At 52.5% G+C, this 15206-nt stretch carries 7 protein-coding genes; all 7 read left to right on the forward strand.

Annotated features, from left to right (window positions below; all coding sequences use genetic code 11):
- The first annotated feature begins 213 nt into the window (after positions 1-213).
- On the forward strand, positions 214-1173 hold the full coding sequence (locus tag DQG13_RS24335; protein ID WP_113022774.1) for a carbohydrate ABC transporter permease: 960 nt from the start codon (positions 214-216) through the stop codon (positions 1171-1173).
- On the forward strand, positions 1170-2009 hold the full coding sequence (locus DQG13_RS24340) for a carbohydrate ABC transporter permease (RefSeq protein ID WP_113022775.1): 840 nt from the start codon (positions 1170-1172) through the stop codon (positions 2007-2009). The genes DQG13_RS24335 and DQG13_RS24340 overlap by 4 nt, the downstream gene beginning before the upstream one ends.
- 84 nt (positions 2010-2093) lie before the next feature.
- Entirely contained in the window at positions 2094-3812 is a 1719-nt protein-coding gene (locus tag DQG13_RS24345) for a cache domain-containing sensor histidine kinase (RefSeq protein ID WP_181592971.1), read from the forward strand.
- A 13-nt stretch (positions 3813-3825) separates the two neighbouring features.
- Positions 3826-5388, forward strand: a complete 1563-nt coding sequence (locus tag DQG13_RS24350) for a response regulator transcription factor (RefSeq protein ID WP_113022777.1) — start codon at positions 3826-3828, stop codon at positions 5386-5388.
- 120 nt (positions 5389-5508) lie between these two features.
- Positions 5509-6837, forward strand: coding sequence for an ABC transporter substrate-binding protein (locus DQG13_RS24355; RefSeq protein ID WP_113022778.1), 1329 nt, complete (start codon positions 5509-5511; stop codon positions 6835-6837).
- A gap of 99 nt (positions 6838-6936) precedes the next feature.
- Entirely contained in the window at positions 6937-8994 is a 2058-nt protein-coding gene (locus DQG13_RS24360) for a glycosyl hydrolase 115 family protein (RefSeq protein ID WP_397334018.1), read from the forward strand.
- Between the two features lie 226 nt (positions 8995-9220).
- Positions 9221-14956: an S-layer homology domain-containing protein gene (locus tag DQG13_RS32045; protein ID WP_113022779.1), complete on the forward strand. Its 5736-nt coding sequence runs from the start codon at positions 9221-9223 to the stop codon at positions 14954-14956.
- Positions 14957-15206: the final 250 nt, after the last annotated feature.

A 15206-nucleotide genomic window follows, 5' to 3' on the forward strand; every position in this document is an offset into this window, starting at 1 on the left:
TGTGAAGGCGGACGGCGAATTTTGCTGTCCGCCTTCGTTTATCACTCGGCTGTTTTTCACGTCTTCTTTCCTTCATTGTGGCCGCAAATAGTGTGAGATAGTGAAAGAACTTGATTCATTGCGCAATTCAAGCAGCTGAGCGGCCGGCCTATAATAAAACTACAATACCAACGAGCGAATAAATGATCGCTTGGACAGGAGTGGAGCCGCTATATGAAAGGTCAAGTGCTGCAGACGGACACCGTCGCCTTCAAAAAGAAAAAAAGCAGCATCCCGTTTCTGAAGAGATGGGAATCCCCCATAGCCGGGTATTTGTTTTTATCGCCGTGGCTGCTGGGCTTTCTTTTGTTGACATTGGGTCCCATCCTGATGTCGCTGTATTATTCCTTCACCAACTACTCCCTTCTGGATGCGCCTCATTGGGTAGGGTTGAAGAATTACAGCTATATTCTTCAGGAGGATGATACATTCCGCACCTCCCTCAAGGTCACTCTGACCTTTGTGGTATTTGCGGTTCCGATCAGGCTGATTGCGGCCTTGCTGGTCGCAATGCTTCTGAACCGGAAGATAAAGGGAATTTCCTTTTACAGGACCATGATCTATTTTCCTTCCTTGATTGGCACAAGCATTGCCGTATCGATTCTGTGGAAGAATATTTTCAGCCAGAATGGCTTTATTAACCAGGTGCTGTCGCTGATAGGCATCCACGGGAAGGCCTGGATCGCCGATCCCGACACATCTTTGGGCACACTGGTGCTTTTGATGGCCTGGCAGTTCGGCTCGGCCATGATCATTTTCCTGGCGGGGCTCAAGCAGATCCCGACGGATTTGTATGAGGCTTCATCCGTGGATGGGGCGGGGAAGGTCCGGCAGTTCTTCAATATTACGCTGCCGATGCTGTCGCCGATCCTGCTGTTCAATTTTGTTCAGACGACCATCAACTCTTTCCAGATGTTTACACAAGCCTTCATTATTACCAACGGAGGACCAGTCAACTCCACTTATGTGTATGTGATGTACCTGTACGAAAGGGCATTCTCCAAATTCCAGATGGGTTATGCGTCCGCTCTGGCCTGGATTCTCCTGGTGATCATTGCCCTGGCGACTGCGCTGATCTTCGCTACTTCGAAATATTGGGTATACTATGAGACCCAGGGAGGAAAAGGGAAATGAAAACCAGAAAAAAACTTATTCCTCATTTTATCCTGCTGGTTGCCAGCGCCATTATGATGTATCCCGTATTCTGGTGGCTGGGCGCCTCCTTTAAAACCAATGATGAGATGCGCTCGCCGAATTTGTTTCCGAAGGTTTTTCACTGGTCCAACTACACGGAGGGATGGATTTCCGTTCCCAATTATAGCTTTGATGTATTTTATCTGAACAACTTGCAGTTGATCGGCGGCGTTTTATTTACCAGCCTTATCTCCTGCAGTCTGGTTGCCTTTGCTTTTGCCCGGTTGGATTTTCCGCTGCGGAAGGTTTGGTTTGCAGTGCTGTTGGTGACCCTGATGCTGCCAACCCAGGTTACAATTGTTCCCCAATACGTATTGTTCAGCAAGCTGAACTGGATTAATACCTATCTGCCGTTTTATGTGCCCCATTTGCTTGCCGGTGGAGTGGGAGGGCCGTTCTTCATTTACCTGCTGGTGCAGTTTATCCGCTCCATCCCGAAGGATCTGGACGAATCGGCCAAGATGGATGGCTGCTCCTGGTTCGGCATTTACTGGCGGATTATTATTCCTTTGACAAGACCGGCGCTGGTGACAGTTATGATCTACTGCTTCCTGTGGAACTGGGACGATTTCTTCGGACAGCTGCTTTATATCAACTCGGTGGATAAATACACCGTCAATTTGGCCCTCAAGCTGTTCATCGACTCCCAAGGGACTATACCGTGGGGGCAGATGCTGGCCATGTCCCTGGTATCCGTGGTACCCGCGGTCATCATCTTTTTTCTGGCGCAAAAACATTTTGTCGAAGGGATTGCTTCTGGAGCGTTGAAAGGGTAGATTAAATAAATACGGGAAGGCTGCTGCGGATGCCGCGGCTTTCTTTGCTTTCAAGGATTTCACCGGGACATTGGGGGAATGGGAATGCTGCGGAATCCATTCAAAAATTACCGAATTATTGCGGTTTTTTTCTTCAGTTCGGCTATTGTGATTGCAATTATGATCGGCATCGTGATTGCAGTCAGCTATTCGGGGACTTCGAATCAAATTGCTAAGAATACGTCATACTTTCAGACGAAGCTCTTAAATGAGCTGAGCAAGAAGGTCAGCACCAGCCTGGTGGGCATTGAGCAGACCTCCGGCACCTCGGCTAAAAATCTGGATCTCCTCTATAACAGACTCCGGGACGGAGACGCTTATGAGCGATTGCGGGGCGAGTCGGAGCTCCAGAGCCAGCTGAATTATACGGTGTTCGGCATTCCTATCCTGCAGTCCATCCACGTGTATTCGGATTACCCGTTTACATCGGAACCTCAGGGCCCTGTAACCTTTTTTAGCATGAGCCAGCTTAATTCGGAACCTTGGTATCCCGGAATCGTCGATACCGACAGCGCCTGGCTGGGGGAGCACAAGATTATGTCCAACGGGAGAGAGGAATCGGTCATCAGCTTTGCCCGCAAGGTCCTCAACAACAGCAACCGTTTCTATAATCTGATGGTGTTCAATATCAAGGTCTCCAGCATTAAATCCTTGGTTTCCACCGAAGATGACCATACGAACATCGCCATTCTTGATGCGGCAGGCAGGCTGTTGACCCATTCCGGCGACGGAGCCTTGCTGCAGCATGCCACCGCCACGCTTCAGGGAAGGATGAATGAGCCGGCAGGCTCCTTCCGTTCCGGGGACGAATTCTATGTCTGGGCCAAATCTCCCGATGCCCAATGGACCATTTTCGAAGCCAGCTCCTGGAGCGTCATGACCAAGGGCAGTACCAGCATGGCCCAGCTGTTCGTGGTGCTGGGGGTTACGACCATTGCGCTGGTTTTTATGCTGACGCTGTTTTTATCCAGACGCTTCATGAAGCCGATGAATCAGCTTCTGCGGGCAATGGGGAAATATACTCCGGGAGAAAAGCAGGAGTTGCCCCATGATTACAGCAACGAATTCGGTAAACTGTTCACGGGCTACCGCAAGCTGACGGAGCGGATCGAGGATTTGTACCTGTCGCTTCACGAGCAGCATGAGCGCCAGCGGAAAGCGGAGCTGAAATCCCTTCAGATGATGATCAATCCCCACTTTCTGTACAACACCATGGATCAGATCAATTGGTTTGCCATCGAAGCGGGGCAGCATAAGATCAGCAGCATGCTGTCCCAGGTGGCCGGGATGTTCAGGCTTGCCCTCTCCAATACGGACAGCCTGGTGACGGTGGATGAAGAAATTAGCCATATCGAGGCGTATCTCAAATTTCAACAGGTGCGTTGGGGGGACAGGCTTACCTATACTCTTGATGTTCAAAAGGAGGCGGCCAATTGTCTGATGCCGAAAATTTTCCTCCAGCCTTTTATTGAAAATGCGTTTATGCACGGCTTCCATGGTGTGCCCGAGGCGGAGATATGCGTAAGCATTCGCCGTAAGGATGAGGGATTGGATGTGAGCATCGTTGATAACGGAAAAGGCTTGAGCCCCGATTGGAGCAGCAAACCCCGCAAGCGGGGCGGATATGGGCTGCGTAATGTGAAGGAGCGGCTGGAGGCTCTGTTTGGCGAAAATTACAAGCTGGAAATATACAACAGGCCGGAGGGCGGCGTTCGGGTGGATATCTATTTTCCCACTTCCGAAAAATCGGACCACAAAACCTAGAGGGGGCATCCATATGTGGAGAATCGCAATTGTCGACGACGATTTTCAAGTGTTGAGAGGACTTAGGATGATCATTCCCTGGGCGGAGCTGGACGCCGAGTTCGCCGGGGAAGCCATAGACGGGGAGCAGGGGCTGGAGCTGGTCCGCCGGGAAGAGCCGGATATCGTCATCACCGATCTGTATATGCCCGGCATCAGCGGCATTGAGATGATCGAAAAGCTGCGCGGGGAGGGTTATCAGGGACGGTTCGTGATTCTGAGCGGGTATACAGATTTTGAATATGCCCGCCAGGCCATCCGATTGGGTGTGGAGGACTACGTGAACAAGCCGATAACCGTGGAGCAGATCCGGGATGTTCTGTTCCGGGTTATCAACCGATTGGAGGAACTCTATCTGGAGAAGATGGAGAAGAACGAGCTTCTTCAGTTCGTTCAGCATTACGAGAAGCAAATCTCCCGGGATCAGCTGGCTTCCTTGCTCAACGGCACCATTCATGCCAGCTCGGCCGAGGTCAAGCTGCCCCCTCCCATGAGCCGCTGGACGGATCACGATCAACTGGTGGCGGTGCTGGAGGTGGTACGGACGGATCGAGTGGCGAACATTTCCGCGGCAGATTGGCATTTGTTCCGCTTTGCCATGTCCAATGTGACGAATGAAGTGCTGGAACAGGAATGGAAAGAGTCGGATTTCGTATGGCTGTTTGGTCCCTATTCTGCCATTGTCCTGCATATTGACCGGGATGAGGCAGATGAAGCGGTCACCTTGCGCGCCGAGAAGCTGATTGGCACTCTGGTCCGCAATATAATGCAGTATTTGGGGTTGGCGGTCAAGGTAGCAACAGGGGAAAGAAAAACAAGCTGGATGGAGCTCAAGGTGTCGGCGGATGAGGCCTTTCAGGCCTTAGAGTCGGCCCCGGGGCAATCCCACGGCGTGGAATTTGTCCGGCGGCTTGCCCAATTGATGCAATCGGGACAAACGGATGGAATGTGGGAGCAAATCCGCGGATACATCAGCCGCCAGGAAGCAGCGGGCAGCGGAGGCGATTTAAAAGTCTTCTACAAGGTGCTGGCTACGGAAATGTGGACGCTGATTCAATATGCCGCCCAGCAGGCGGGCAAGCCCCTAGGCGAAGAAGAGGAGAATGTCCAGGCAGAGGTGGCGCAGGCGGAAACCGTCATGAACCAGGCGGATTTGTATGCTTTCCTGCAAGCCAAAGTGAAGCTGATAGGCATGAGGAAGGAGCCGCCCATCGGCCGCAAGCATAAGGCGGCGGTAGATTTCATGATGTCCTATATCCACGAGCATTATGCGGAGGATCTTACCCTGGACGATCTGGCAGGCCAGCTGTTTATCTCCAAAAATTACTTGAACCAGCTCTTCAAGAAGGTGACGGGAGAAACCTTCATGAACTACGTCATCCGCGTAAGGCTGGAGAAGGCCAAGGCGCTTCTGCTGGAGGGAAACCTTCTGATTTACGAGGTGGCGGAAAGGGTGGGCTACCAAAATGTTCCCTATTTCAGCACCTTGTTTAAGAAATATTGCGGGATGAACCCCAGCGATATATTGAAAAAGTGAAATGGGCAGGCCTTTTGTATCCAATACTGAAAGAGAATTGTTCGATCCTCTCCTAGACCGGAAACCCGTTCAGCGATACGATTAACTTGAAAATTCGTTCACACGAGAGGGGAAAAAACGATGAAAAAGACGTTATTCACTGCTGCGCTTTCATTGGCTGTTACCGCTTCCTTGACCGCATGCGGAGGAAATTCCGGGGATAGCGCCAAGCCTGGGAATTCCGCTCAGCCGTCCGCTTCGCAGCAGCCTGCCGAAACGGCCAAAGCCTCCAATGAGCCGGTTAAGCTGCGCATCGCCTGGTGGGGTTCCCAGGAGCGTCATGATGCCACGCAAAAGGCGCTGGCCCAGTATACGCAGCTCCATCCCAATGTAACCTTTGAAAGCGAATTCTCGGGCTGGGACGGTTATTTTGACAAGCTGGGCGTCCAATTTTCCGCCAAGAACGCTCCGGATATTATCCAAATGGATGCCGCTTATTTAAATGAGTATGTGGGACGCAATATGGTTGCGGATCTGGGCAGCATCAATGTGGCGGACATGGACAAGGCGCTGATCGAGTCCGGCAAAATCAACGGTAAACTGTATGCCATGCCCCTTGGAAGCGCTGCGTTCGGCATGGTTTACGACAAAACGGTGATCGAAAAGCTTGGATTAAGCGTTCCCGCCTGGGACTGGACCTGGGATGATTATTATAAGTTCGGCGAGGAAGCCAAAGCCAAGCTCGGAAAAGACAAATATGTGTTTGTGGACCAAAGCTCCGACCTGTATGATTACACGGCTTACCAGTTGAGCCAAGGCAAGGGCCAAGTATTCACGGACAATAAGCTTACCATTGACAAGAATACATGGCTTGCATACATGAATAAGCAAACAGAGATGAGAAAGGCTGGAATCGTCACCCCGGCGGATATGACCACTACGGACAAGGAGCTGGACCCCAAGCAGGATAATGTGGTGAATGGCAACGCCATTGCCCGCCATATTTTCTCCAACCAGGTCGGTTCCATCAATGCCCTGAAGCCGGATGCCTTCGGCTTTACTACCTTGCCGAAGGGATCGCAAACGGGAGGCTGGCTGAAGCCGGGCATGTTCTGGAGCGTCAATGCCAGCTCCAAGCAGTTGGAAGAAGCGAAGAAGTTTGTCGATTGGTTCATCAATGATCAGGAAGCGGGCAAAACCCTCGGCTTGACCCGCGGAATTCCCGGCAACTCAAAGGTCGTAAGCATGCTGCAGCCCAACTTTAGCGCAACGGATAAAGTATCCATGGACTTTATCAACAAAGTGGCTCCCAGCGCGCAAAAATTTGTGGCCGAGCCTCAAGGCTGGGGCAACTTCAAGAAGGACTACAAGACCATCGTGGAAAAAATTATGTTCAACAAGGCCACTCCCGAGCAAGCTTACGATGAGCTGATGAAAAAAGCGAAGGAATACGATTCAGGCATCCAATAACAAAATCCGCAACCGTGGCGCAGCCTTGCAGGGCATAGCGCCACGGTTGTTTTGGGAAAGGCAGGACGGTCAATTTTGGAACAGAATAATTCTGTCATGATGAAATTGGGCGGCACGGTCCGCATTTGCGCGCCCCATACCTTGAGCTCTCCGGTGCGCCATGCTTTGGACATGCTGATCCGGGATATGAATACGGTGCTGGGCCATGAGCCGTTGACGGGGAATGATCCGGGAGCAGCGGATATCATCATCCGCTACGCGGAGGAGGAGGACAATTGCGAAGCGCGTCCGGAAGCCTTCGTGCTTCGGTTCCGGGCGGATGGGAATCGGGTTTGGCTTACGGTGGCGGCCAGCGACGATCTGGGACTGGTTTACGGCATCCTCCATATCAGCCGGGCTTATCTGGGTATTCAGCCCTTCTGGTTCTGGGCGGATCAGACGGTTCCGGCCCGCAGCTTCGTCGAAGTTCCTTGCGAGGATTATGAAGCTCCGGCGCCCAAAGTAAGATTCAGAGGCTGGTTTGTCAATGATGAGGTATGCCTGATCGGCTGGAAGGAGCCTTATCCCCCGTCCAGGGAGGTATGGCTGCCCGTATTCGAGGCATTGCTCCGCTCCGGCGGCAATATGGTGATTCCGGGCACCGATCTGCCCAAAACCGGTGTTCATCTGGCGTTAGCCGCCGAGATGGGGCTGTGGATCACCCATCACCATGCCGAGCCCCTGGGAGCGGAGATGTTCCTGCGGGCGTATCCCGGCAAAAGGGCCAGCTACAAGGATGAGCCGGAGCTGTTCGAGCGGCTTTGGCGCGAGGCTATCGAGAAGCAGCGGTATCACAAGGTACTGTGGGTGCTGTCCTTTCGCGGACAGGGGGACAAGCCCTTCTGGGAGAACGACCCAAGCTTCGATACGCCGGAGAAGCGGGGGGCCATGATCAGCCGGGTAATCCGCAGGCAGTATGACATGATTGCGGAGAAGGTAGAGAAGCCGGTATGCTGTGTGGCTCTGTACGGAGAAATTTCCGAGCTGTATAAGGGAGGGCATATCGATCTTCCGCCGGATGTGATCCAGATTTGGGCAGATAACGGCTACGGCAAGATGGTATCCCGGAGGCACGGCAACCTGAATCTGCGCATTCCGGCTTTGCCTGACAACCGTGTTTCCGGCAAACACGGCATCTACTATCATGTAACCTTCCATGACTTGCAGGCGTCGAACCATCTGACCATGTTCCAAGGCCCGGCCGGCTTCCTGAGGCAGGAGCTTCAAAGCGCATTCGATGCGGGCGCCACTGAATATCTTCTGGTGAACAGCGGCAATATCCGCCCCCATGTGTATACCCTTGATCTGGTCCAAACCATGTGGAATGAAGGCGGACTGGACCCGGATAAGCATCTCCGCCAGTTCGTCGAAAGCTACTATGGCGGACATCATGAGGAGATTGCCGAATTGTACCGGAGCTATGCGGATGCCTCCATCCCTTATGGCCCCCATACGGATGATCTGGCCGGTGAAGAGTTCTATCATCATCCCGCCCGGAGAATAATCGGACATTGGCTTCAGGGCAAGATGGGCTCACCGGACGAGGGGCTCTTCTGGGCAACCGGCAAGCTTCCCTTTCTGGAGCAGGTTCGCTGGTTTGAAGAACGCTGCGCGGCAGGACAGAAAGCTTGGGCCGATTGGCTAACCCATTGCGAGAAGCTTATGGACAGACTTGCGGAGGACGACAAGCGCCGGGTGGCTGACCACCTGAGATTCCACGGGGTGCTGCACCAATCCGGGGCGGAGGGCTTCATGTGGCTTTGCCGTTCTTTTGCCGCATACTGCGGGCAATTGTACCCGCAGGCCTTTGTACTCGCCTCCCAATCCATGTGGGCATACAGCCGCGGACTTCAGGCGCTGCGGGATGCCGAGCATGGGAAATGGGAACGGTTCTACAGCGCCGACTGGCTGACCAATATCGAAAGCACCGTGAGCAACGTGGACACTCTGCGGCGGTTTTTGCGCATGCACGGCGATAGCCCCGATTTTTTCCTGTGGTACAAGGAATATTTGATGCCGGAAACGGAGAAATACATCTATCTGGAGAATACGCACCGCAACCCGCTGTCTGACGATGAACTGGCGGCGAGGCTGAAGGATTGTTTCAAAAGCGGGTAAATTTAGATAACGGATGGCGTCCTTTGACGCCGTCCGTTTATTTTTGAGTTTTTTGGAGTTGGGAAGGGGGCAGTTTTCTTCTTCACAATGTTTTTTGTTCTTTAGTGAAAGATTCCAGTTCAATCGTCTACTTTTAATTTGCAAAAAAATGAAACTATAATGGGGCGTACACTTGATAGTTCTGGGAATTTGTTTCGTAAATTATTGTAGATGGGAGTGTTGAATTTTGAAAAGGGCTTTATACGGTTTCTTTCTGTTCTTGTTTTGTTTTGGCATATCTCTAACGTCTTCTTCCGGCAACCTGGTGCTGGCCGCAGATGACGCATTCTTCCTTAAGGAGGATTTCAACTACAGCGCAGGCACCTACAGCAATGCCGCCAGTTTGGGAACGGCCTGGACAGTCTATAACCAAGACGACAAAGGCATTGTGGAAGTCAAGGAAGAAAGCGGCGGCAATAAATATTTGCATTTGCAAAACTATAAGGATGCAAGCAATAAAGGAAAGGTAAGCGTATACAACAACGCGCCGTTGAGCCAGCAAACAGGAACTGTCACCGCGGAGCTTCGTGTACGGCGAGCTGTTGGCGTGAAGGCATCGAATACTTATCCGGAGCTGCGCATCTTCAACAGCAAAAGCTTATTCAGCACCTCATTGGGTTCATGGGACCAAAACAGGCCCAACGCCGGGGTTGTGGCAATCAGCGAAGGATTCTGGACGATTAACAACACCTACTATAGCAGCACTCCACAGGGGAACCATAAAAACTCCGGTGCAGTCATGGAAGCGGACAAATGGTACAATCTAACCCTCGTAGGCAACCTGAGTACCAAAAAATATGATTTTTATGTGGACGGCAAGCTGTACCAGAAGAACGAGTCTATGCGCGAATATGCAAGCTCCGGCAGCACTGTCGATTGGTTTGCCGTCATGGCTCTCCAGATTCTGGATACCAGCGCGAACGCAGACATTGATTTCGATTATCTTTATGTATATGGCGGTCAACCCCGCATGAACGCCGCTGCAAGCGGTATAACGGCAACGGATGGCAGCGCTGCAGTCGCTTTAACCTATGATGCCGGCACCAAAACTTACAGTGCCGTCAATGTCACAGCCGAGTCTGTTGCGTTGACGGTCAGCCCTTATGCCCAAAGTACAAACAGCGTGGGGAAAAATGAGTCCCTTGCCGTCACGGGTGTGAGCATCAACGGACAAGCGGCGGAAAAGATCAGTGATACGGCATACACCGCCACTGTTAGCCTTGTGGATGGAGTAAACACTATTCCGGTGGTTCTCGCAGCGGCCGACGGGCAGACAACGGAGACCTACTCTGTCAAACTCACTAAATCTCAGATTTCCAACCCCCATACTGCTCCCAGGGCTTATTATGTAAGCAATGATGGCAATGACAGCAACCCCGGAACCGAAGACCAGCCCTGGAAAACGATTGAACGGGTTAATATGGACACCTACATACCCGGGGACAGCATTCTTTTCAAGGCAGGGGATATTTGGGAGGACGCAGCTCTGGCACCCAAGGGCTCAGGCACGGCCGACGCGCCTATCACCGTCGGCAAATACGGTGAAGGCAAACGGCCTTATTTGAAGGGCAATGGCAGAACCTACGATGATCCCTATTTTGATGATAGTGTGAAGGATAATTATAAGGATGCCAACGGCAACACTCAAACGGCCTACTTAAACAAAAATGTGGGCAATGTTATCCGGTTGCACAACCAACAGCATTGGACCATTCAAGACCTGGAGATTTCCAATATGGTGGCGGGCTTTACCGGTACGCGGGACGACTCGGAGGGCGGAAACGGCAGCAAGCTGCGGGATCTCCGCGGCATCCATATTACTGGCGACAACGGCCAGGAGCTCACTGGTTTTACTCTCCAACGCTTGTACATTCATGATGTCACCGGTTTTGTCAGGTGGATTGGCGGTAATTTTGCCTACCCTGGCATCATCGGCAGAGGCGGTTGGAATGTATCCAAACGCACCGGCGGCATTCTGATGGAAACGATGCTGGGCGATGGCGTACATCCCACCACGTTTAAGGATGTAACCTTGCAGGATAACCGGCTGGATAACAACTCCTTCGGCGGCTTCACCATCAAACAATGGAGCAAGGATTCTCTGAGCATTGGCAACGGCGGCACCGCAAAGAATGACTGGGCTGCCCGAAGCACCAATCTACCGCCGGAATATTATGATCCCCAATGGGCGCCCCATACCAACATCAAGGTGCTTAATAATACCATTGACCAGGGCGGCTCCGATTACGCCAACAACGGAATTTACATCACCAGCTCCAGAGGTGTGCTGGTTGAAGGCAATACCATCCGCAATCCTGGTGTCTGCGGGATAGAGCTTTACTATGTTGACGACGGGATCATTCAGAAAAACGAGGTGTGGGGCTCTCAACGGAAGGCAGGCGGCGGAGATTCCAACGCCATCGACCCGGATGGCTGGACTTCGGACATCATCGTCCAATACAATTTCGTACATGACAACGGCGATGGTATCCTCTTTTGCGGATTTTCGTACAACTCGGTCATTTTCCGGTACAACCTGATTAAGGACAACAACGAAATCGTCTTGCGGGACTCTGTGGGCGACGGGTTGATTCAGATCTACAATAATGTAATCTACCAAGATAAGAAAACGCCCAATACGTTCATCAATAGCGGGGGCGGCAGCAATGACCAATGGTATATCCGGAATAATGTATTCTACAGCACCAATCCAATCTCTTCCGATAAATTTACCGGATCTTCAAACGTCAGCTATGGCACAAGCAACTCCAATCACTTTTACAACGTTGCACCCCCCAGCAAGTTAGGCGGTGTTTACCGGTCCGGAGACCCGCTGTTTGCCGGTCCTGCCCCTTCTGGATACGACATTCTGCCCAATAACGGGGAGCACATGCCGCCTCACCTGGACTGGAGCGCATTGAAGCCGAAGGCCGGATCGCCGCTTATCGGCAACGGTGTATCCTATGGGCACATGGCCAGCGAAATCAATGTCCAGCCTAACGGATTGGACGCCGCCGGTGTTCAGGTAGGAAGCCAGCCCAGCATCGGGCTGTTTGAAGTCGCCTATGACGGTACCCTAGCGGGGGTGGTTACCAATGCGTATGGTGAACTCGTGGAAGGCGTTGCTGTTACGGTAAAGCAGGGCGATACCATTTACAAGAACGCCGTTACAGATGCCCAAGGCCGTTATGTAATCAGCGGCGTTGAAAAAGGCACATACACCATCATTACGGAAAAAAGCGGCTATGCAGGAGCAACACAGGAAATCTCGATTACGGATGCCACCGGTGCGGTCAATCTGTCAGTCGGGGCACTGGTTGATATCAATCGTGCCGTAACCGGCGTTGTAACTGAATGGGGTGGCGGCGTACTGGAAGGAGCAACGGTGGCTATCAACAAGGATGGCAGCGTTGTCGCTTCATCCGCTACTGATGCCTCCGGCCGGTATACCTTGTCTATTCCTTTGGGCGACGGCTATACCCTGACGGCCACTAAAGTAGGCTATCGGGCCAAAACCTTGAAAAATGTTGTTGTTGGGGCTGAAAGCGGAAATAAGTATGATATTGTTCTTCGGTCTGAGGCCAATATGGTTTTCTTTGAGGATGACTTCAACGGCTATGTGTTAGGCAGCTTTACGGGAGGCGACTCGTGGGGAGTTGCAGGCACTAGCGGCAATGTTCTGGAGATCACCCAAGACCCGGATGATCCGAATAATAAGGTGCTGCACATGAAGCGGAACACCGGCAGCTTTTTCGGCCTTTACAACAAATCCCCTCTTGGCGTCGATGGCCAGTTTACCATCGATATGCGCCTCAAGCGGGGAGCAGGCAGCGGTAACCAATATGCCTTATATTCATTTACCGAGGCCGTATTCAGAACGGATGCTGTTCCGGGAAATCCGATGGCGACTATTGTCACCAATGCCGGCCAAATCCGAACCCATAATGTAAGAAGCAGCTCCAATGTAGTGAATGTGGCTCCGTACACCGCTGATACCTGGTATAAGATCAGCAATGTGGTGAATCTGGACACGGGTACCTTCGACTTCTATGTGGACGGTGTAAAGCTTCTGGAGAACCAGCCTTTGCGGACATGGAGCGACACGCTGGATCGCATGTTGATCTTCACGAGCGATGGCAGCGGTGACTTCTACGTAGACTATATGAAAGCTTATTTCGGCACATCGGATGCGGATACGACGAAGCCGGTGATTGCGCTGAATGGCGATGCTGCCGTTACTGTAGCCAACGGATCGGTATATCATGATGCGGGAGCTACGGCGACGGATGACCGCGACGGCGACATCACCGACCGGATTGTAACGGCGATTACCTACGGCGGAAATATCGTTCCATCCATCAGCACGGTGACCGAGGCAACGTACACGTATCATTACAACGTAAGCGATGCCGCTGGCAATGCAGCGGCGGAGATAACGAGAATGGTATATGTAGGGTCAACTGTGGAGCCTGTACCGGATACGGTGAAACCGGTGATCACCCTGCTGGGCCAAGCCATCGTGAATGTGGCTAATGGAACGGGCTACACCGATGCGGGAGCAATTGCGACGGACGATCGGGACGGCGACATCACCCATCGGATCGTGACCACGATTACTCAGGGCGGAAGCAGCGTAGCAACGCTGGATACGACAGTGGCGGGCACGTATGTGTATCATTACAGTGTAAGCGATACGGCAGGCAACGCGGCTGTAGAGGTGACCCGGACGGTTATCGTTGCGGCAAGGAATGATTCGTCTGACGACGGAGACAGCGATGAAACCGGCACACCGGCACCTTCGCCTGCGCCAGCGCCTTCGCCAGCATCGGAATCTGCGTTGACGCAGGAGCTGACAGCGAATGATCTTAAGGCGGATGGTTCAAAGGTTACTGTCGAGATGGCGGAGGGCAAGGAATCGGTGCTGCTTCCCGGCAACCTGTTGGATATCATCGATGACCAAAGCCTGCGTGTGGTGAAGAACGATATAACAATCGAGCTTACCAACCAGACACTGATAGACCTTCAGCAAGCAGATACTAAGATCAAACTCACAGCTGTTTCCGCATCCCGCAAGGCCGTCTCCGATCAAATTGATCAGGCTGCCGCCGGAAAATCGCTGAAGCTGGCCATCGCCAGCGCGGTCTACGATTTCAGCTTGAGTGCAGTTGCCTCAAACGGAAGCGAAGTGCCTGTGTCAACCTTAAGCGATTCCTTTGTCCTTGCGTTTAAGGCCGATCCTAAGATGAACCCCGATTTGCTGGGGATCTACTCCATCGCACCTGACGGCACCTATAAATATGCGGGAGGAACACTGTCAGAAGGAGTGATAAGCGCCAAGGTTCATGAGTTGGGCCGCTATGCGGTACTGGAGTACAATAAAGTGTTTTCGGATGTTGATGAAAAGCTGTGGGCCCATGATGTGGTAAAGGCTATGGCGGCCAAGCATGTGATTGAAGGCGTCAGCGACACGCAATTCAATCCGCAAGCGCATGTGACCAGAGCCGAATTCGCGGCCATGATTGCCCGCACACTGGGGATGGAGGTATTTGGAGGTGCGCAATCACCGTATGCCGATGTGGATTCCCGCGCATGGTACGGAGGAGTCGTAGCGGCCGTGAGTCAGGCAGGAATCGTGCAGGGACGGGATCTGGAGACATTCGCTCCCGACGCTTCCATCACCCGCGAAGAGATGGCGGTTATGATCGTTCGCGCTTATGAATATATGAAGGGTGAAAAAGCGGAGGCAGCCATCCCGGGAGCGTTCAACGATCAAGATGAGATTCAGAACTGGGCGCAGGAGGCGGTAAGCGTTGCGCAAGGCTTGGGCCTTGTCAATGGACGGGAACATAATCAATTTGCCCCGCAGGAACGGATGAGCCGTGCGGAAAGCGCGCAAATATTGTTCAATCTGCTGAAAAAGTAATTAGGATGGCCCACAAAAGAAACCTGGGAGCGAAGCGGCTTGTTTTCGCTTCGCTCCCGGGTTTTTGCAGTGGTGCGCCCGGCATGGGCGATAACCTTGCGTGCAGGGACAAAAACTCGTCCACTAGAATTGCGAACTCATCCCCCCCGGCGGCTTCCCATTGTAAAAGCCCAGGATGTGGAGTTTTCCATAGACGAGGCGGACGAGGAAGATCTGGAAGCTTTGTGGATGAAGCCATCCATCCCCAGGT

It is taken from the genome of Paenibacillus sp. YN15, assembly GCF_003285005.1.
In the GTDB taxonomy this organism is placed as follows: domain Bacteria; phylum Bacillota; class Bacilli; order Paenibacillales; family NBRC-103111; genus Paenibacillus_AR.

Excerpts from the sequence above, each read along its gene's own strand:
- DQG13_RS24360 (WP_397334018.1), top strand. The coding sequence starts at position 6,937 with ATGAAATTGGGCGGCACGGTCCGCATTTGCGCGCCCCATACCTTGAGC.
- DQG13_RS24350 (WP_113022777.1), top strand. The coding sequence starts at position 3,826 with ATGTGGAGAATCGCAATTGTCGACGACGATTTTCAAGTGTTGAGAGGA.
- DQG13_RS24335 (WP_113022774.1), top strand. The coding sequence starts at position 214 with ATGAAAGGTCAAGTGCTGCAGACGGACACCGTCGCCTTCAAAAAGAAA.
- DQG13_RS24345 (WP_181592971.1), top strand. The coding sequence starts at position 2,094 with ATGCTGCGGAATCCATTCAAAAATTACCGAATTATTGCGGTTTTTTTC.
- DQG13_RS24355 (WP_113022778.1), top strand. The coding sequence starts at position 5,509 with ATGAAAAAGACGTTATTCACTGCTGCGCTTTCATTGGCTGTTACCGCT.
- DQG13_RS24340 (WP_113022775.1), top strand. The coding sequence starts at position 1,170 with ATGAAAACCAGAAAAAAACTTATTCCTCATTTTATCCTGCTGGTTGCC.